The sequence below is a fragment of the Clavibacter michiganensis genome, from assembly GCF_002151125.1.
In the GTDB taxonomy this organism is placed as follows: Bacteria; Actinomycetota; Actinomycetes; order Actinomycetales; family Microbacteriaceae; genus Clavibacter; species Clavibacter michiganensis_C.
Genome location: NZ_MDJZ01000016.1, coordinates 176,933 through 193,885, shown reverse-complemented (window position 1 = coordinate 193,885; position 16,953 = coordinate 176,933). Strand labels below are relative to the sequence as shown.

Sequence of the window (16,953 nt, the reverse complement as noted above, 5' to 3'; positions counted from 1 at the left end):
GCCGGCTCAGTGCCGGTGCTCGGTGTCCCAGACGGGGAACGGGTCCGCGTAGCCATGCCACGCGTCCGGCCCCGCCACGAGCTCGGCGGGCGCGAGGAGGCAGGCGCCGAGGATCCGGTCGAGAAGGGCGCCGTCGAGGTGCTCGCCCACGAACGCGATCTCCTGCCCGGCGGGCGAGTCGGCGTCCCAGCTGCGCATCGCGGTCGGATCCAGGCTCAGCACGTCGCCCGCTGTGGCCCACGCGCCGACGGTCGCGGGCCGGGTCGCGAGGCGCACGAGGCCGCGCGAGCGGATGATCCGGCCGACCGGGCCCGGCACGAGCTCGTGCGCGACGGCCCCGTGCAGGCGGCCGGGGTGGAACGGGCGCGGGTCGCGGAACACGTGCACGCCCATCCCGTCGGCGGTCGTCGGTGCGGCCTCGCCCGCGAGCGCGAGCTGCCAGCCCATGCCCGCCGCGAGCGACCGCGCGCGCTGCCGACCGATGCGCAGCGGCGCGGGCGCGAGCGCGTCGCGGTCCGCCGTCGCGATGACGCGCGCGTCGGGGGCCAGGTGCGCGAGCAGGGCGACGGCGCGGCGGGCGTCCGGGGTGGGATGGTCGGGATCCAGGTCGTCGAGCACCACGACGCTCGCGCACTCGAGCCGGCCGGCCAGCCGCTCGGCCGCGTCGAACGGCGTCGCGTCGCCCTCGCCGGGCTCGAGCAGCAGCGCGCCGATCTCCGCGACGGAGGAGACCGCGACCACGTCGAGGACGCCGATGGGCGTGGATCCGGGATGCCGCGCCTCGACCACGTGCTCGAGCACCAGCGCGACCTCGAGCGGATCCGCGGCCGGCTCGAGCGCGACGACCGCGAGCCCCCTGCGCCCGTCGTCGGCGTCCGCGATGAGGCCGTCGGCGAGGTCGGCGCCGAGGTCGCCGCTGTCGCCGCCCGGTGCCTCGACCACCGCGGGTGCGGCCGACGCCGGTGCGCCGACCGCGGCCGCGGCGACGCGCGCGGCGGCGTCGAGGTCGCTCGCGGAGACGAGCATGACGGCCAGGCCGCCGCGGACGACGGACGGGCGGGCGTTGCGCTGGGGATCCATCCGCCCAGCCTAGAAGAGAACCGTTCTCATCTGCGCCGCGGGCGATGTCGCCGCGGCGACATAGGCTTCCGATGGGGGTTCGAGAGCTCGAGGAGACGGCATGACCGATCACGTGGATGCGCACGACGACGAGCGCGGCGACCCGACGCGCGACGCGACCGAGACGGTGCGCTTCGGCCTCGACGGCATCGTGCACGAGGTCGACCTCTCCCCCGACGACGCCCGCGCCCTCCGCACCGTGCTCGCGCCGTACGTCGCGGCCGGTCGGCGCACGACCGTGACGATCACGCCGATCCGCGACGAGCCCGCGCGCGCGGCCGCCGGCACCCGCGCAGGCGCCGCGCCGACCGGCGAGCGCGCCGCCGCCCGCGAATGGCTCGAGGCGAACGGCCACCGGCTCGGTCCCGGCGGCCGCATCTCGGCCACGCTGATGACCCTCTACCGGAGCCGCGACGGGCGCTGAGCGTCGCACGGCGACCGCGGCCTCCGCGGAACGGCACGATGGATCCATGAGCGCCGAGCCCCGCCTGTTCCCCGCCGTCCCGCGCCTCGAGGGCGAGCGCGTGATCCTCCGCCCCTTCACCCCCGCCGACGTCGAGTCCATGGGCCCCGTGCTCGCCGACCCCGACGTGATCCGCCTCACCGGATCCGCGCACACGACCGCCGAGGTCGCGGAGATGGCCGCGCGCCCGGAGCTCGACGACCGCACGCGCACCTGGTACGCGACGCGCGCCGAGCAGACCGACCGCCTCGACCTCGCGCTGGTCGACCGCGCGACGGACGCGTGCGTGGGCGAGGCCGTGATCAACGACTGGAGCCCCGAGGACCGGAGCGCGAACCTGCGCATCCTCATCGGCCCCGCCGGCCGCGACCGCGGGCTCGGCTCCGAGGCCGTCCGCCTGCTCGTCGACCACGCGTTCGCCGCGACCGACCTCGAGCGCGTCTCCCTCGAGGTCATGGACTTCAACCCCCGTGCCCGCCGCGTCTACGAGCGCGCAGGGTTCGTCGCGGAGGGCCGCCTCCGTGCGGCCTTCCGCTTCGACGACGAGCCGGTCGACGTGATCGTGATGGCGCTGCTGCGGTCGGATCCGCGGGGCTGAGCCGGCGCGCCATGGGACGCGCCGGGGATCGCGCGGTCAGCCCTCCCGAGCGGCGGTCGGCTTCGCCTTCTCGAATCGGAACATGCGATCCGGGCCCGCGTGGTCGGCCGATCCGCCGCGCTCGGGCCGGTGCCCGGGGTGGAAGAACTCCACGATCCGGAAGCCGCAGCGGTTGACGTAGAAGTGGATGTTCCGCTGCTCGAAGTAGGGCGTCTCGGTCTGCCAGACCTCCGTGTCCGGGTAGCGGGCCTCGATGGCCCGCCAGGCGGCCACGCCGATCCCGCCGCCGTGACGGCCGGCGTCGATGAAGAAGAGCTCGAGGCTGCGGCGGCCGTCCTCCAGGGCGGTGACGGCCGCTCCGCCGATGACGTCGCCGTCGTGCACGACCTGCAGCGCCTCGACCCCCGGCGCGTCGAGCACCTCCTGCGTGTCCTCGATCTCCGGGATCTCCTCGTCGCCCGGCTGGAGCCCGGCGTCGCGCACGCCCGCGGCGAAGGCGGCGCGGAGGCGCTCGATCCAGGCGGAGCGCTCCCCCTCCTGCAGCTCGACGAGGTGGACGGTCGGTGCGGTCGGCTGCGAGCTCATGCGCCCATCCTCCGGGGAGGAGCTGGGGATCCGGGTCGGTACGGGGTCCGACGCGCGCACGCACGACGCCCGCCGGCCGCGGGTGCGGCGCGACGGGCGCGTGGTCGAGCGGGTGCGGCTAGCCGAGCGACACGGCCGTCCACGACACGGGCGGCAGCGTGATCGTGAGGGTGCCGTCGGCGAGCGACGCCGAGGCGTTCGGCGTGAGGCCGACGCGCTCGCGGTCCTCGAAGGTGTTCTTCGCGTAGACGTCCTCGTCGTGGATCCCGACGGCCTCGAGCACCTCGGACACGCCGAGCCCGGCCGCGTCGACCTCGATGGTGAGGGCCTCGGTCAGGCTGCGGTTCACGAGGAAGACCGCCGCGCGGCCGGTGGCCTCGTCGAAGGTCGCGACGGAGTCGACGAGCGGCGCGGTGCCGTGCACCTCGGTCTCGTACGTGCCCACGTCGATGCGCGGCCGCAGCACCTCGCCCTGCGCGAGACGGCTCGTGACCGAGAACGGGAAGAACGTGGTCTGGCGCCAGGCGCCGCCGCCGGTCTCCGTCATGATCGGCGCGATCACGTTCACGAGCTGCGCGAGGCTGGCCGACGTGACGCGGTCGCTGTGCTTGAGCAGCGTGATCATGAGGTTGCCGAGCACGACCGCGTCCGCGACCGAGTAGACGTCCTCGAGCAGGTGCGGCGCGTAGGGCCAGCCCTCCGTGATGACGCCGGACTCCTGGTGCTCGTCGAGGTACCAGACGTTCCACTCGTCGAACGAGATGTTGACCGTCTTGTCGCTCTTCAGGCGGTGCTTGACGTGGTCGGCCGTGGAGACGACCGTCTGGATGAAGTACTCCATGTCGAGCGAGGAGGCGAGGAAGCTGCCGAGGTCGCCCTTGCGCTCCTGGTAGTAGGCGTGGGCGGAGATGAAGTCGACCGAGTCGTAGGTCTTCTCCAGCACGATCCGCTCCCACTCGCCGAAGGTCGGCATGCCGGATCCGCTGCTGCCGCACGCGACGAGCTCGAGGGTCGGGTCGACCATCTTCATGGCGCGCGCGGTGCGGCCGGCGAGCGTGCCGTAGTCCTCGGCGGTCATGTTGCCGACCTGCCAGTCGCCGTCCATCTCGTTGCCGAGGCACCACATCTTCACGTCGTGGGGCTTCGGGGATCCGTTGGCGATGCGCTGGTCGGAGAGCGCGGTGCCGCCCGGGTGGTTGGAGTACTCGAGGATGTCGAGGGCCTCGAGCACGCCGCGCGTGCCGAGGTTGACGGCCATCATCAGCTCGCTGCCGGTGAGCTCGCACCAGCGCGCGAACTCGTCGAGGCCGACCTCGTTGGTCTCGAGCGAGTGCCAGGCGAGATCGAGGCGCTTGGGGCGGTCCTCGCGCGGGCCGACGCCGTCCTCCCAGCGGTAGCCGGAGACGAAGTTGCCGCCGGGGTAGCGGATGGTGCTCGTGCCGAGCTCCTTGACGAGGTCGACGACGTCGCCGCGGAAGCCGTCCGCGTTCGCGGTGGGGTGGCCGGGCTCGTAGATGCCGTCGTAGACGCAGCGGCCGAGGTGCTCGACGAACGAGCCGAAGGTGCGGCGGTTGACGGGGGCGACGACCGCGGTGCGGTCGAGGGCGATGCGGGCGTCGGGGGTGGGGGCGTCGGTCATGGAGGGTCCTTCACTTCATCGGGAGCGGGGCCGATCGACGCCGCGCAATGCGGGTGGATCCGAGCCTTTACAACGTTGTAAGAGCAACGCGCCTCCATTGTCGCGGGGGTGCCGGGACAGTGTCAACGCCACGCGCCCCGCCCCGCCCCGCGCGTCGCGTCATCGGGAGCCGCGACGCGCGGGGCGGGGCGGGGGACGCGCCCGGATCAGGCCCGGTCGGCGGCCACGGGGATCCAGACCCGCATGGTCGACGGGCCGCGGTTCCCCCAGGAGGCGTACGGGATCAGGTCGACGTCGCCGAGCGGCTCGACGCGGTCGACGCCCGTGCCGTACGGCCAGTCGGCGGCGTCGGCGACCGTGCGGGAGAGCCGCACGCGGGCACCGCGCGCCGTGGGCTCCGGCGCGCTCGACGTGTCGACCGCGACGTCGCCGACCTCGCCCGAGGGCAGGTCCGTCGACTCGAGCGCGAGCACGAGCGGCCCGCGCTCCACCGCGACCTGCCCGCGCACGGCGTCGATGCGCGGATCCGGCGTCACGAACCGCGCGGTCATCGGCAGGTCGAGCCGCACCTCGTCGCCCGCGCGGAAGCGGCGGTGCACGAGGGCGCGCCGCCCGCGGACCTCCATCGGCGCGCCGCCCGGCTCGGTGAGGGTCGCGGTGCGCGCCCACGCGGGGATCCGCACGGCCAGCTCCACCTCGCGCGCCGTGTCCTCCCGGAACGTGATGGTCACGTCGCCCGCGTACGGGTAGCCGCTGCGCACCGAGATCGCGACGGCGGTGCCGTCCTCGAGCGTCGTGTCCACGTCGTAGGAGCCGAGCTGGTGGATCTGCACGCCCTCCGGCGAGCGCGTCGCGAAGGTCAGCTCCATGCTCGCGAGCGTGCGCGCGACGTTGGTCGGGCAGCACGACACCTCGAACCACGGCGCACGGAGGCTCGCGAGCGCCCGGGCGTTGACCTCGTCCTCGTCGGGCGCGACGCCGGGGGTCCGCTGGTGCAGCGTGTTCGTGTAGAAGAAGGCCCGGCCGTCCTCCCGGGGCGAGGCGAGGACGGTGTTCAGCAGCGTGCGCTCGATGAGGTCGGCGTAGCGCGGGTCGTCCTCCTGCAGGAGCAGCCGCCACGACAGCATGTTCGACGCGATGCCCGCGCAGGTCTCCGCGTAGGCGCGGTCCGGCGGGAGCTCGAAGTCGGCGCCGAACGCCTCGTCCTGGTGGTGAGAGCCCATGCCGCCCGTGATGTAGGTGCGGCTCCGCACGGTCTCCTCCCACTGCCGGCGGACGGCGTCGGCGAGGTCGGCGTCCCCGGTCTCCACCGCGACGTCGAGCGCGCCGGCCGCGAGGTAGAGCGCGCGCACGGCGTGGCCGCGGAGCACGTCGGCGTCGCGCACGGGCACGTCGTCCTGGAAGTACTCGGCGCCGTACGCGATCGGCCCCAGCAGCCCGTGCCCGCGACGCTCGACGAACAGGCGGGCGAGCTCCACGTACCGCGGCTCCCCCAGCGCCCGCCCGAGCTCGACGAGCGCGACCTCCACCTCGGGGTGCCCGCACACGACCTCGCGCCCGTCCGGCCCGAAGGCGTCCCAGAGGTGGTCGGCGACGCGGGTCACCACGCGCACCAGCTCGTCGGACGCGCCCGTGCGGTGCGCCGCGACGCCCGCCTGGATGAGGTGCCCCATCGAGTACAGCTCGTGCCCCCACTCGAGGTCGGAGTAGCGGGGGCGCTGCCACGGGCGACCGAAGGAGGTGTGGAGGTAGCCGTCCGCGTCCTGCGCCGCGGCGACGCGGGCGACGAGCCGTCCGAAGCGCTCGTCGAGGTCGGCTCGGGAGAGCGCCGCCGCGGTGTCGCCGTCCGCGACCGGCCGCCCCAGCTCCCACGCCATGCCCTCGAGCAGCTTGTGGATCTCGGAGTCGACGAACTCGATGCCGGCGTGCTCCCAGCCCTCCTCGTCGGAGGCGGCGCGGTCGAAGTTGGACGTCCAGCCGATGCGCTCCATCCAGGACTCGCAGTGAGCGAGGATCTCGTCGGCGTCGAGCCGCTGACGGTCGCCCCAGAAGCCCGCGACGAGCCGGATCTCCGCGGCGTCGAGCGAGGTCAGGCGCGAGGTCGACGGCGCGACGGGGCCTCTGGCGCGCGCGGGGCGAGCGGGGGCGGATGCGGTCTCGGGGTGGATCGTGCTCATGGCTCCTCCTGGTCGTCGTCGACTCTCGGCGGACCGAAACTACTTTCGGTCTTACCCGGGTCGACGCTAACCGGGGACGCGCCGCCGGGTCAACGACAACATGAACTACTTTCGAGACATGGCGGCGGACGAGGGACGGGCGGGGTCCGTCCCGGCGGCGCCGACCGCGACCCTCGCGGACGTCGCGCGCGCCGCGGGCGTGAGCATGGCGACCGCCTCCAAGGCGCTCAACGGACGACCGCAGGTGGCCCCGACGACCCGGCGTCGCGTCGAGGAGGCGGCTGCCGAGCTGTCCTTCACCCCGAACTTCTTCGCCCGCGCCCTCAACTCCGCGCGCACGGGCAGCGTGGGCGTCGTCACGAGCGAGCTGGACCACCGCTTCGTGGTCCCCATCGTCCGCGGCGCCGAGGAGGCGCTCGACGCCGCGGGCCTCTCCGTCCTGCTGGCGGACACGCGCGACGACCCCGACCGCGAGCGCTCCCACGTCCGATCGCTGCTGGCCCGCCGCGTCGACGGCCTCCTCGTCGTCGGCCGCACCACCAACCCGCGGCCACCCGTGGCCGACGTCGGCGACGTGCCCGTGGTCTACGCCTACGCGCCCTCCACCGGGGAGGCCGACGCGTCGTCCACGCCCGACAACGTAGCGGCCGGGCGCCTGGCGGCCGAGCATCTCATCGCGCGGGGACGCACGCGGATCGCGCTCGTGAACGGCGAGTCGTCGTACGCGGCGGCCCGCGAACGGGCCGAGGGCGTGGTGGCGGCGCTCGCCGCGCACGGGCTCGAGCCGGTCGGCGGATCCGCGCTCTACGGGCAGTGGGGCGAGGCGTGGGGCAGGGACTGCGCGCGCCTGCTCGTGCGGGGCGGGGATGCGGTCGACGGGATCATCGGCGGCAGCGACCACATCGCGCGCGGCGTGCTCGACACGCTCCGCGACGAGGGCCGCGACGTGCCGGGCGACGTGGCCGTCATCGGCTTCGACGACTGGGACCTGCTGGTCCGCGAGGCCCGCCCGCCGCTGTCGAGCGTCGCGATGGAGCTCGAGCGCCTCGGCCGGACGGCGGCGCAGCGGCTGGTCGACATGATCGGCGGCGCGACCGTCGCGGGCGTCACCCGCGAGCCGGTGCGCGTGGTCGCGCGGGCGTCGACGGGCGCGTGACGGGGATCCGCACCGACGCGCTGTTCCTCGGCGGGCTCACCCGACCCGCGGCCATCCGCTGGTCAGGTGCGCCTCGATCGCGCGGTGCCGGAAGCCGTAGGCCGTGCCCCGGTCGATGATGCCGCGCACGGTGTCGAGGCGCTGCGCCGTGGTGCCGACCTCCGCGGCCCTCGACCGGCCCATCTCCTTCGCGATGCGGGTGAGCGTGCGCTCCTCGGCGGGCAGCGCGGCCATCGCCTCGATGAAGGCGCGCTCCCGCGGGGGCAGCCGCTCGAGGATCCGCTCGACGTGCGCGGCCGCCTCGCGCTCCGCCCCGCGCCAGCCCGCATGGACCTCGTCCCGGGTGATCGTCGGCCCGGATCCCGCGTACCACGCGCGCTCCCCCGCCAGTTGGAAGAGGAACGGCTCCCCGCGGCACAGGTCCACGATCGCCGCGGCGGCATCCTGCTCCATGCGGATCCGACGGGTGCGGCCGGAGCCGTCCGCGACCTCCCAGCCCGGCACGACGAAGTCCTGCAGCGCGGCGCGGATGTCGTCGTCGTCGATCGCGGTCAGGACCGTGGTGCGGAAGCGCCGCGCGAAGGTCGCGCCCTTGTGGGCGCCGGCCCGGTCCTCGAAGTCCGGCAGGCCGGTGAGGTACACGGCGATCGGCAGGGACCGGCGGACACGGGCACCGCCCGGGACGGCGACCTCCTCCTCGTGCGTGATCGCGTCGCCGAGCGCGATCAGCAGCTGGGACAGCGTCCGCTCGTCCGTGATGTTCTGGACCTCGTCGATGTGCACCAGGGCGACCCGCTCGTGCCGCATCGCCGCGCGGCCGACCTCGACCAGCAGCGCGGTCAGCGCCGTGTACGGCTCCGGGCCGCTCTGCTCGGATCCCCCGCGCATGGACAGCGAGATCCCGGCTGCCGCGACCGTCTCCACGCGCGCGATGGCGTCCTTGATGCGCTTCTCGCGCACCGCAGGCAGACCGGCGGCGCGCGCGAGCTCCAGCACCGCGGCCGCGACGGGCTTGAGCGGATCGGCGCCGAGGGGGATGCGGAGCTGCGGCGTGACCCAGTCCCCCTCCCGCGCGGCGGTCTGCGCGATGCGCCGCACGAGGGAGGACTTGCCGAGCCCCGGTTCGCCGAGCACGGTGCGCCCGCGCTCGGGGAGCCCCCGGAGGAGGCGGGGGCGGACCACGTCGCGCCAGTCGCTGAGCTGCTCGGTGCGGCCGGCCCAGATCTCCGGGACGGTGTCGGAGCCGGGGCTGAAGGGGTTGTCGGTCGCGTCGCGCACGTTGGTAATGTTACCAAGCTCAGGGGAGCTTGGTAATGTTACCAACCCCGAGGCCGGCGGATCAGGTCCTCCTCACGCGGGCGCCGCCTCCGCGACGGCCGCCGCCGCCAGCTCCGCGAGCCGGTGGTCGCGCTCCTCCTCGTGGGCCGTGATGGTGACGACCGCGTCGCGGGATCCGTCGACCAGCACGTACTGGCCGTAGCGGCCGTCGAGGCGCCAGGCGTCGCCCGGCCCGTCCCAGGTCGCGAGGCCGTAGCGGGCGAAGGGCGCGGCGGGGTCGGCGCCGGTGTCGACCCACGATCCGTGCATCCGGTCGACCCATGTGGCGCCCACGAGCTGCCGGCCCTCCCACGCGCCGCGGTCGCGGAGCAGCCGGCCGATGCGCGCGAGCTCGCCCGTGCGCAGCTCCAGCCCGCTGCCGCCGACGATGAAGCCCAGCGGGCAGCGGTGCCACTGCGGGTCGTCGATGCCGAGCGGATCGAAGAGCCGCGGGAGGAGCCAGTCGCGCACGTCGCCGACCGCGGCGGCGAGCATCCGCATGGCCACGTAGGGGCTGGCGTCGCTGTACCGGAAGACGCGGCCCGGGTCGCTCGCGGGGAGGCCGAGCATCGCCTGCGCGAGGTCGGGGCCGGGCACGGGCTCGTCGCCGAACCAGGCGAAGTCGATGCCGCTCGTCATCGTGAGGAGGTGCTCGACGGTGACCTCGTCGACGCCCGCGCCGAGGTCGAGGTCCGGCAGCAGCTCGGGGACGCGGGTGTCGAGCCGGAGGATCCCCTCATCCACCGCCATGCCGACGGCGAGCGCGCAGACGCCCTTCGACACCGAGTAGAGGTTCTCGCGGTCGTCGCTGCGCCAGCGGTGCGCGACCTCGTCGTCGCCGATCCGCACGACGACGCCGTGCGCGCCCAGCCGCTCGCGATCAATGCCCGCGACGAGGAGGGCGAGGGCGTCGGCGGCGGTGCTCATGGATCCAGTGTGGCGGGGCGGTGCCCGCTTCGCGGGGCGCGCGTCGGTCGGCGGGATCCGGCCTGCGGTGCGGGCGCGCGGATCAGCCGCGCGCGACCAGCGCCGCGAGGCGGTCGAGGTCCTCCGCGACGAGCGCCGCGTCCTCCGCGAGCGCGACGTCGGTCGTGCCCGGCCGGCGGAAGAGCGTGAAGACGACCTCGCTGCCGTCGTCGTTGGGGAGGACGCGCAGCGGGTTGCGGACCACGGTGCCGTCGGGGAGCGTCACGTCGTGGTCGAGGATCCCGAGCTCACGCGGGCCCGTGAACGCGATCTCGATGGCGCCCATCGGCGAGTCCGACAGCCAGCGCCCGCCCTCGAGGCGGATGCCGGAGCTGACGCCCGCCGCCCACTCGGGCAGCCGCGCGGGATCCCCCGCCACGGCGACGACGGACGCCACGTCGGCGTCGACGGAACGGGTGATGTGCAGCGCGGGCCAGGTCACGCTCCGACGCTACCGGGCGCCTCGTCCGGTGTCGCGGATCCCGTGGGCAGCGGCTCGACGCCGCCGTCCACCCCGCGGAGGAAGGCGAGCACCGCGTCGGCGAGCGGTCCCGGCGCCTCCAGCGCGACGTGGTGGCCGACGCCGTCGAGCTGGACCGACGCGACCGGGCCGGCCATCACGCCCTCGAGGGTCGCGACGGTGAACGGCCCGCCGGATCCGCCCACGGCGAGCGCCGGGATCGCGAGCGGCACCTCGGCGCGCGCCCGCAGCTCGGCGCCCTCGGCGAGCATCGACCGGTAGAGGCCGACCGCGCCCGCCCAACCGCCGGGTCGGGCGTAGCCGCGCGCGAACTCGTCGACGTCCGCGTCCGTCACCGCGCCGGCCACGGCGGTCATGGTCGGGAAGGCCCACGATCCGAGCAGCTCGCGCTCGCGGCCGGCCAGCAGGAGCTCGGGGATGCCGGGGGCGGCGAGGGCGCCGATGTGCCAGGAGCCGCCGTGCGTGATGTCGCCGAGCCCCTCGAGCCCGAAGCCCGCGAGCCCCATCTCGACCGCGGTGAGGCTGCGGACGCTCTCGGGGTGGTCCGCGGCGAGGCGGTAGGCGGCGCCGCCGGCGATGTCCTGCGCGAGGAGGTGCACGGGTCCGCGTCCGAGCGCGTCGATGAGCGCGTGCAGGTCCGCGGCCGTGGTCGCGCTGTCGTGGTCGGGCCCGGCGACGTCGGAGTCGCCGAAGCCGCGCAGGTCCACGGCGACCACGCGGTGCTCGGAGGCGAGCAGCGGGATCAGCCGGTGGAACGCCCACCACGACTCCGGGAAGCCGTGCACGAGCAGGACCGTGGAGCCGGTGGATCCCGCGGTCACGACGTGCAGGCTCGTGCCGCCCACGTCGGCGCGGTGGTGCTGCGTCCCGGGGACGGTCGCGCCCGGCGCGGCGATGGGGGTGATGGGCGATGCGGTCATGGGGTCCTCCTCGTCGTCGGGCGCCCGATCGGCAACCCGGTTGTCAGAATAGGAAGAAGGCAACCCGGTTGTCAACCGGGGTAGGATCGACGGCATGACGACGCATCCCGGGGCCGCGCTCGCGCGACTGGTGGCGGAGACGTTCGACGCCATGGTCGACGAGGTCACGGCCGAGCTGACCGCCGCCGGCCATCCCGGCCTCACCGTCGCGGCGGAGCTCGCGATGCAGGCCGTCGACGAGGGCGCGGTCACCGCCGCGGGCCTCGCCCGCGCGCTCGGCGTCTCGCGGCAGGCGGCGGCCAAGACGATCGGCGCGCTGGAGGGCCTGGGCTACGTCGAGCGCACGGCGGACGCCGCCGACGCCCGCCGCAAGGAGCTGCGGCTCACCGACCGGGGTCGCGAGGCGGTGGCCGTGGGCGCGGGTGCGTTCGACCGGATCCGGGCGCGGTGGGTCCGCGCGGAGGGCGCCGAGCGGGTCGGGGCGTTCGAGGACGGGCTGCGGCGCCTCCGGGACGGGTCGCGGCGGGCGGCCCCGGCGGGCAGCGCGCCGAGCACCGGCTGACCGCGCTCCGGGATCAGCCGACGACGGGCAGCGGCGCGACCGTGGGCACCGGATCCGTCGCGAGCCGCGCGTGCGTCTCCACGTCGAACCGCTCGGCGCCGTAGCGGAGCTTCGCGCGCTCGATCCCCTCAGCCGCGAACCCGGCGCGCGTCGCGACCCGGCACGACGCCGGGTTGTTCACGCGATGCCCGAGCTCGAGGCGGAACAGGCCGTCGGCGAAGGCCCACGCCGCGGCGCCCGCGAGGGCCCGGGTCGCGAGGCCGCGTCCCCGGCCGGATCCCGCCAGCCAGTAGTGCAGCCACGCCGTGTCGTGCCGGCGGTCGATGGCGGAGACGCCGACGGTGCCGAGCGCGGCTCCCCCGTCGACGATCGCCCAGACGCGGTGCGCGTCGTCGGAGGCGAGCGGACCCGCGATGTGCGCCTCGGCTGCGTCGACCGTCGCGAGGTCGGCGCCGCCGAGCTGGGTCACCAGATCCGGCGTCGTGAGGAACGCGTCGCGGAGAACCGGCGCGTCGGCAGCGGTCCAGGGGCGGAGGATCGCGTGGCCCACCTAGACGGGCCCGTCGGTCGCGTCGTCGAAGCGGTCGCGGGCCGCCTCGATCGCGGGCATGTGCTGGGACGCCCAGGCGAGGAGCACGTCGACGGGCGCGCGCATCGTCTTGCCGAGCGGCGTGATGCGGTACTCGACCGCCAGCGGCCGGGTGCCGAGCACGACGCGCTCGACGATGCCGTTCCGCTCGAGCCGGCGGAGCGTCGTCGTCAGGGACTTCTGCGTGACCGCCGGGATCACGCGGCGCAGCTCGGCGAAGCGGGTCGGCCGTTCGCACAGCCGGTCGAGCACGGCGAGCGACCACCGGTCGAGGACCTGGTCGAGCAGCTCGCGGTGGGGCGCGCTGATCGCGAGCCGATCGGCGGGGTCGTGGGGCGGGTGGGCGGCATGCGTCGCGGTATCCGTCACGACACCCAGTCTCGTGGAAGCGACCGCCCGTCACCGGGTATCCAGGAGATACCGGCCCGATCCGCGGCCGCGCAGACACCCGAAGGAGCCCCCGTGCCCGTCGTCCTCTCCTCCCCCGCCGGCCTCATGCAGCCGGTCCCGTATCACCACGTCGCCGTCGCGACCGGCGGCCGCCAGGTGCACGTCGCCGGACAGATCGCGCGGACGGCCGACGGATCCGCCGTATCGCCCGACGACCTCGCGGGCCAGGTCGCGCAGGCCCTCCGCAACGCGCACGCCGGGCTCGCGAGCGCGGGCGCCGGATTCGGCGACGTCGTGCGGCTCACCTTCTACGTCACGCGCTGGACGCCCGATCGGATGGGCGCGTTCCTCGCGGGCGTCGAGTCGGTCGCGGACGAGCTGGGGCTCCCGAGCCCGATGCCGCCCGCGTCGCTCATCGGCGTGGAGATCCTGTTCGAGCCCGACGTGCTCGTGGAGGTGGAGGCGACCGCTGTGCTCGACTGACGCGGGATCTCAGTCGCGCCCCTCGACCGCCGCCCGCGCGTAGGCCCGCCGCCGCGTCTTGCCGGCGTCGTCCCGCACGGGCGTCCGGGTGAGGCGCACGGCGGCCGGGCGGCGCTCCGCATCCAGGCGGGCGCGGGCCCAGGCGAGCAGCTCGGCGGCGTCGACCTCCGCGTCCGCGATGTCGACCACGGCCTCGACGCGCTGGCCGAGGTCGTCGTCCGGCACGCCGAACGCGACCGCGCCGCGCACGTCCGGGTGCTGCTCGAGCACGCGCTCGACCTCGGCGGGGTGCACGTTGACGCCGCCGCGCAGGATCACGTCGTCGGCGCGGTCGAGCACGAACACGTACCCGTCGTCGTCCACGCGCCCGAGGTCGCCGAGCGTGTCCCAGCCGTCGGGGGTGCGGGCGGATCCGGCGCCGACGTACGCATAGGCCGGCCCGCCGTCGCGCCGCATCCAGATCCGGCCGACCTCGCCCGCGGGCAGCTCCCGTCCCTCGGCCGAGCGGATCGAGACGGCCGTGCCCGCCGCGGGCCGGCCGACGCTGCCCGGGTGCCGCAGCCACTCGTCGCCGCGGATCGTGAGGATCCCGTTCGACTCGCTCCCCGCGTAGACCTCGACGAGCCGCTCGGGCCCGATCCAGTCCATGGACGCGCGCTTCACGCCGGACGGGCACGGCGCGCCCAGGTGCAGCACCGTGCGGAGGCTCGACAGGTCGGCCGCGCGCCGCTCGTCGGCGGAGAGGCGGAGCAGGCGATGCAGCATCGTCGGCACGAGCAGCGCCCACGTGATCCGCTGCTCGGCGATCGCAGCCAGCACCCGCCGCTCGTCGAAGCGCGGGAGGAGCACGAGCGCGTGGCCCGTCATGAGGCCGCGGAACGCGTAGGTGAACGCGGCCGAGTGGGTGAGCGGCGCCGTGACCAGCTGCACCTGGTCGAGCGGGAGGTACGGCGCGACGGGGAGCGTCGGATCCAGCAGCGCGGGAGCCGTGGTCGCGACGACCTTCGGGCGGCCGGTGGATCCCGACGAGGTCGGCGCCTTCCAGCTGCGCGCCCAGGCGTCGGGCAGCGGTCCGTCGTCGAGCCCCGCCGGCGGCGACCAGCCGGCGGGCACGGACGGGACGCCCTTCCGCGAGGAATCGGCGCCGACCACGAGCGCGGGCCGGGCGAGGTCCTCGACGTGCGCGCGCTCCTCGGCGGAGAGCCCGGTCGACATCGGCTGCGGGGTCGCGCCGGCCTTCCAGACGGCCGCGCAGACGACGACCATCTCGCGGGTGTTCGGCAGCGCGATCGCGACCCGGTCGTCCTGCCCGACGCCGAGCGCCAGGTACGCGCGCGCCAGCCGGTTCGACGCCCGGTCGAGCTCGCGCGCGGTGAGCGTCCCGGCGTCGTCGCGCACGACGACGCGGTCGGGATCCGCGTCAGCGAGACCCGAGATGATCCGCGAGATGGACTGCCTCGCCACCGTCGCCCTCCGTCCCCGTCGCCCGGTAGAACGCCTCGTGCCGGCGGGCGACGTCGTCCCAGTCGTGGGACGCGGCGAGCGCGCGGCCCCCCGCCGGGTCGGGCGCGCGCCCGTCGAGCGCCGCGGCGAGGGCGTCGGCCGCGCCCGCCGGACCCGTCGCGAACAGCACGGACGACCCGAACACCTCGCGCAGCACGGGCAGGTCGCGGGCGACCACCGGCACGCCCGCGGCGAGCGCCTCCATCGCGGCGAGGCCGAAGCCCTCCTTCGTGGAGAGGAACGCGAGCGCGCCCGCCGCGGCGACGAGCGGCGGGACGTCGGGGTCGTCGACGACCCCGAGGATCACCGGCCGGATCCCCAGCTCGGCCGCGCGCGCGTCGAACGCCTCGCGGTACGCCCGGTAGTCGAACAGGGTCTCGCCGCCGCCGAACACGAGCCGGAGACCGGGCCGCGACGCACGGAGCAGCGCGAACGCCTCGAGCATGTCGACGCTGCCCTTCCGCGGCTCGATGCCGCCGAGCGCGAGCACGTAGTCCCCCTCCACGCCGTGCTCGCGCAGCGCGGCGCGGATCCGGTCGCGGCCCTCGGCGCCCGCGGGCCCCGCCGCCGCCCGGAAGCGCGCGCCGTCGACGCCGTTCGGGATCACCGTGGGCACCAGCCCCCATCCGGCCTCGACCTCCGCGGCGACGGCGGCGGACACGCACAGCCGCGCGATCGGCTCGCGCACCGCGGCGTCGTGGCAGCGCACGAGCTCCGGAGTCGTGAACTCGTCGAGGTGGTGGATGGTGCGGATGCAGGGCCCGGCCGCGTTCGCCGAGATGCAGTCCTGCGCGTGCACGACGTCGTAGGCCTCGGCCTGGCGCGCGGCGGCGAAGGCCGCGCGCATGGTCGCGATCGAGCGGACGATGCGCTCGCCCACCGTCTCGTCGTCGCGCGCGGCGAACGGCACCACGCGGATCCGCACGGCCGGGTCGACCTCGCGGAAGAACGCGCGGTCGCCGCCGCGCCCCAGGGTCCACACGACGACGTCGTGCCCGCGCCGGGCGAGCGCCTCCGCGAGGGCGAGCGTGTGCACCACCCCGCCGCGCGGCTTGGTGGAGTAGGTCAGCAGGGCGATCCGCACGGGGCGCTCCTCGGGTGGGTCGGCGGGCGGCGGGTCGGGGATCGGCGGGTCAGCCGGCGGCGGGCGCGGGTGCGGGCGTCGGCGCGTAGGCCGCCGGCACCCGGTCGCGCAGGTGGTGCATCGTGCGTCGGGCGCGGGCGATGTCCGACGACGCGTCCGCGGTCGTGACGGCCAGGCCGCCCTTCGCCCACGTCTTCGCGACGATCTCGCCGGCGGGATCCACGACCTTCGCCTGCCCCAGGAACCGCAGGCCGCCGAGCACCCCGGTCTGGTTCGACGACACGAGGTAGAGCTGGTTCTCGGCCGCGCGCGAGCAGTCGTAGAGGTCGAACAGGTGCGCCTGCCGGTCGTTGCGGAGCCGGTCGGAGCGGTCGGTGACGCTGGCCGGCCACGCGCTCAGGCAGGCGAGGATCTCGGCGCCGTCGAGCGCGAGCGTGCGCGCCGACTCCGGGAAGGTCTTGTCGAAGTCGATCATCATGCCGACGCGTCCCACGGGGGTGTCGAACGCCGCGAACGCGGATCCGGCCCGGTAGGCCTCCGATTCGCCGAGCGGCAGGTGCACCTTGCGGTGCGTGCCGAGCACCCGGCCGCCCTGCACGCAGACGGCGCTGTTGTACCGGATCTCCTCGCCGCCCTCGAGCGCGCGCTCCGCGACCCCGAAGCACACCGTCATGTCGCCGGCCATCTCGGTCACCGCCCGCACCTCCGGGCCGTCCAGCTCCACGGCGGGCGGGAGCGCGTCCGGCCCCGGGTGCTCCATGTCGAGCAGGTAGCCGCCGATGGTCGCGTCCGGGAGCACCAGCAGGTCGACGCCGCGCTCGCGGGCCTGGTCGATCATGCCGGGGAGCTTGGCGAGCGTCCGCTCGACGTCGCGCCCGAAGTGCGCCGCGACCGCCCCCATCGTGATCTCGGCCATGGCGA

General features: G+C 75.3%; 18 protein-coding genes. 5 read left to right on the top strand and 13 right to left on the bottom strand.

The window, feature by feature from the left end; translation table 11 throughout:
• Positions 1 to 6 precede the first annotated feature (6 nt).
• Positions 7 to 1,080: a GTP-binding protein gene (locus tag BFL37_RS10330; protein ID WP_086515037.1), complete on the bottom strand. Its 1,074-nt coding sequence runs from the start codon at positions 1,078 to 1,080 to the stop codon at positions 7 to 9.
• Between the two features lie 100 nt (positions 1,081 to 1,180).
• Between BFL37_RS10330 and BFL37_RS10325 the strand changes: the two genes are divergently transcribed.
• Both BFL37_RS10325 and BFL37_RS10320 read left to right on the top strand, forming a co-directional pair.
• Positions 1,181 to 1,543: an Lsr2 dimerization domain-containing protein gene (locus tag BFL37_RS10325; protein ID WP_086515036.1), complete on the top strand. Its 363-nt coding sequence runs from the start codon at positions 1,181 to 1,183 to the stop codon at positions 1,541 to 1,543.
• A gap of 46 nt (positions 1,544 to 1,589) precedes the next feature.
• On the top strand, positions 1,590 to 2,180 hold the full coding sequence (locus BFL37_RS10320; protein WP_086515035.1) for a GNAT family N-acetyltransferase: 591 nt from the start codon (positions 1,590 to 1,592) through the stop codon (positions 2,178 to 2,180).
• Between the two features lie 36 nt (positions 2,181 to 2,216).
• On the opposite strand, the gene BFL37_RS10315 is transcribed toward BFL37_RS10320, so the two are convergent.
• The 3 genes from BFL37_RS10315 to BFL37_RS10305 all read right to left on the bottom strand — a co-directional run bounded on the left by BFL37_RS10315 (position 2,217) and on the right by BFL37_RS10305 (position 6,581).
• Positions 2,217 to 2,765 carry a GNAT family N-acetyltransferase gene (locus tag BFL37_RS10315; RefSeq protein WP_086515034.1) on the bottom strand — a complete coding sequence of 183 codons (549 nt, stop codon included), beginning with the start codon at positions 2,763 to 2,765 and terminating at the stop codon, positions 2,217 to 2,219.
• 118 nt (positions 2,766 to 2,883) lie between these two features.
• Positions 2,884 to 4,404: an alpha-N-arabinofuranosidase gene (locus BFL37_RS10310; RefSeq protein ID WP_086515033.1), complete on the bottom strand. Its 1,521-nt coding sequence runs from the start codon at positions 4,402 to 4,404 to the stop codon at positions 2,884 to 2,886.
• Between the two features lie 206 nt (positions 4,405 to 4,610).
• A complete protein-coding gene (locus BFL37_RS10305) occupies positions 4,611 to 6,581 on the bottom strand; it encodes a glycoside hydrolase family 127 protein (protein WP_086515032.1) in 1,971 nt (656 codons plus the stop codon).
• A gap of 100 nt (positions 6,582 to 6,681) precedes the next feature.
• On the opposite strand from BFL37_RS10305, the gene BFL37_RS10300 reads away from it, so the two are divergent.
• Positions 6,682 to 7,737, top strand: a complete 1,056-nt coding sequence (locus tag BFL37_RS10300; protein ID WP_241533951.1) for a LacI family DNA-binding transcriptional regulator — start codon at positions 6,682 to 6,684, stop codon at positions 7,735 to 7,737.
• Positions 7,738 to 7,773: 36 nt separating this feature from the next.
• On the opposite strand, the gene BFL37_RS10295 is transcribed toward BFL37_RS10300, so the two are convergent.
• From BFL37_RS10295 to BFL37_RS10280, 4 genes are all read right to left on the bottom strand, one after another.
• Positions 7,774 to 9,015, bottom strand: coding sequence for an AAA family ATPase (locus tag BFL37_RS10295; RefSeq protein ID WP_086515030.1), 1,242 nt, complete (start codon positions 9,013 to 9,015; stop codon positions 7,774 to 7,776).
• A 72-nt stretch (positions 9,016 to 9,087) separates the two neighbouring features.
• Positions 9,088 to 9,981 carry a serine hydrolase domain-containing protein gene (locus tag BFL37_RS10290; protein ID WP_086515029.1) on the bottom strand — a complete coding sequence of 298 codons (894 nt, stop codon included), beginning with the start codon at positions 9,979 to 9,981 and terminating at the stop codon, positions 9,088 to 9,090.
• An 82-nt stretch (positions 9,982 to 10,063) separates the two neighbouring features.
• The gene (locus BFL37_RS10285; RefSeq protein ID WP_086515028.1) at positions 10,064 to 10,462 is read right to left on the bottom strand and encodes a polyketide cyclase; all 399 of its coding nucleotides are present in this window, start codon (positions 10,460 to 10,462) and stop codon (positions 10,064 to 10,066) included.
• A complete protein-coding gene (locus BFL37_RS10280; RefSeq protein ID WP_086515027.1) occupies positions 10,459 to 11,421 on the bottom strand; it encodes an alpha/beta fold hydrolase in 963 nt (320 codons plus the stop codon). Before BFL37_RS10280 ends, BFL37_RS10285 begins: the two co-directional genes overlap by 4 nt.
• Before the next feature lie 94 nt (positions 11,422 to 11,515).
• On the opposite strand from BFL37_RS10280, the gene BFL37_RS10275 reads away from it, so the two are divergent.
• Complete coding sequence (locus BFL37_RS10275; protein ID WP_086515026.1) at positions 11,516 to 11,983, top strand: MarR family winged helix-turn-helix transcriptional regulator; 468 nt, start codon at positions 11,516 to 11,518, stop codon at positions 11,981 to 11,983.
• A 13-nt stretch (positions 11,984 to 11,996) separates the two neighbouring features.
• Here BFL37_RS10275 and BFL37_RS10270 read toward each other — a convergent pair whose 3' ends face one another.
• Entirely contained in the window at positions 11,997 to 12,533 is a 537-nt protein-coding gene (locus BFL37_RS10270) for a GNAT family N-acetyltransferase (protein ID WP_086515025.1), read from the bottom strand.
• Positions 12,534 to 12,941 (bottom strand): winged helix-turn-helix transcriptional regulator, encoded by a 408-nt coding sequence (locus BFL37_RS10265; protein WP_086515024.1) that lies wholly within the window; start codon positions 12,939 to 12,941, stop codon positions 12,534 to 12,536.
• 93 nt (positions 12,942 to 13,034) lie between these two features.
• Here BFL37_RS10265 and BFL37_RS10260 point away from each other — a divergent pair, with 93 nt between their 5' ends.
• Positions 13,035 to 13,445, top strand: a complete 411-nt coding sequence (locus BFL37_RS10260; RefSeq protein WP_206601269.1) for a RidA family protein — start codon at positions 13,035 to 13,037, stop codon at positions 13,443 to 13,445.
• Between the two features lie 9 nt (positions 13,446 to 13,454).
• Here BFL37_RS10260 and BFL37_RS10255 read toward each other — a convergent pair whose 3' ends face one another.
• Genes BFL37_RS10255 through BFL37_RS10245 form a run of 3 tightly spaced genes read right to left on the bottom strand, consistent with a single transcriptional unit; the run spans position 13,455 to position 16,948 of the window.
• The gene (locus BFL37_RS10255; protein WP_086515023.1) at positions 13,455 to 14,909 is read right to left on the bottom strand and encodes an AMP-binding protein; all 1,455 of its coding nucleotides are present in this window, start codon (positions 14,907 to 14,909) and stop codon (positions 13,455 to 13,457) included.
• Positions 14,866 to 16,032, bottom strand: coding sequence for an MSMEG_0565 family glycosyltransferase (locus tag BFL37_RS10250; protein ID WP_086515022.1), 1,167 nt, complete (start codon positions 16,030 to 16,032; stop codon positions 14,866 to 14,868). Before BFL37_RS10250 ends, BFL37_RS10255 begins: the two co-directional genes overlap by 44 nt.
• Before the next feature lie 49 nt (positions 16,033 to 16,081).
• Positions 16,082 to 16,948 (bottom strand): carbon-nitrogen hydrolase family protein, encoded by an 867-nt coding sequence (locus BFL37_RS10245; protein ID WP_086515021.1) that lies wholly within the window; start codon positions 16,946 to 16,948, stop codon positions 16,082 to 16,084.
• Positions 16,949 to 16,953 lie beyond the last annotated feature (5 nt).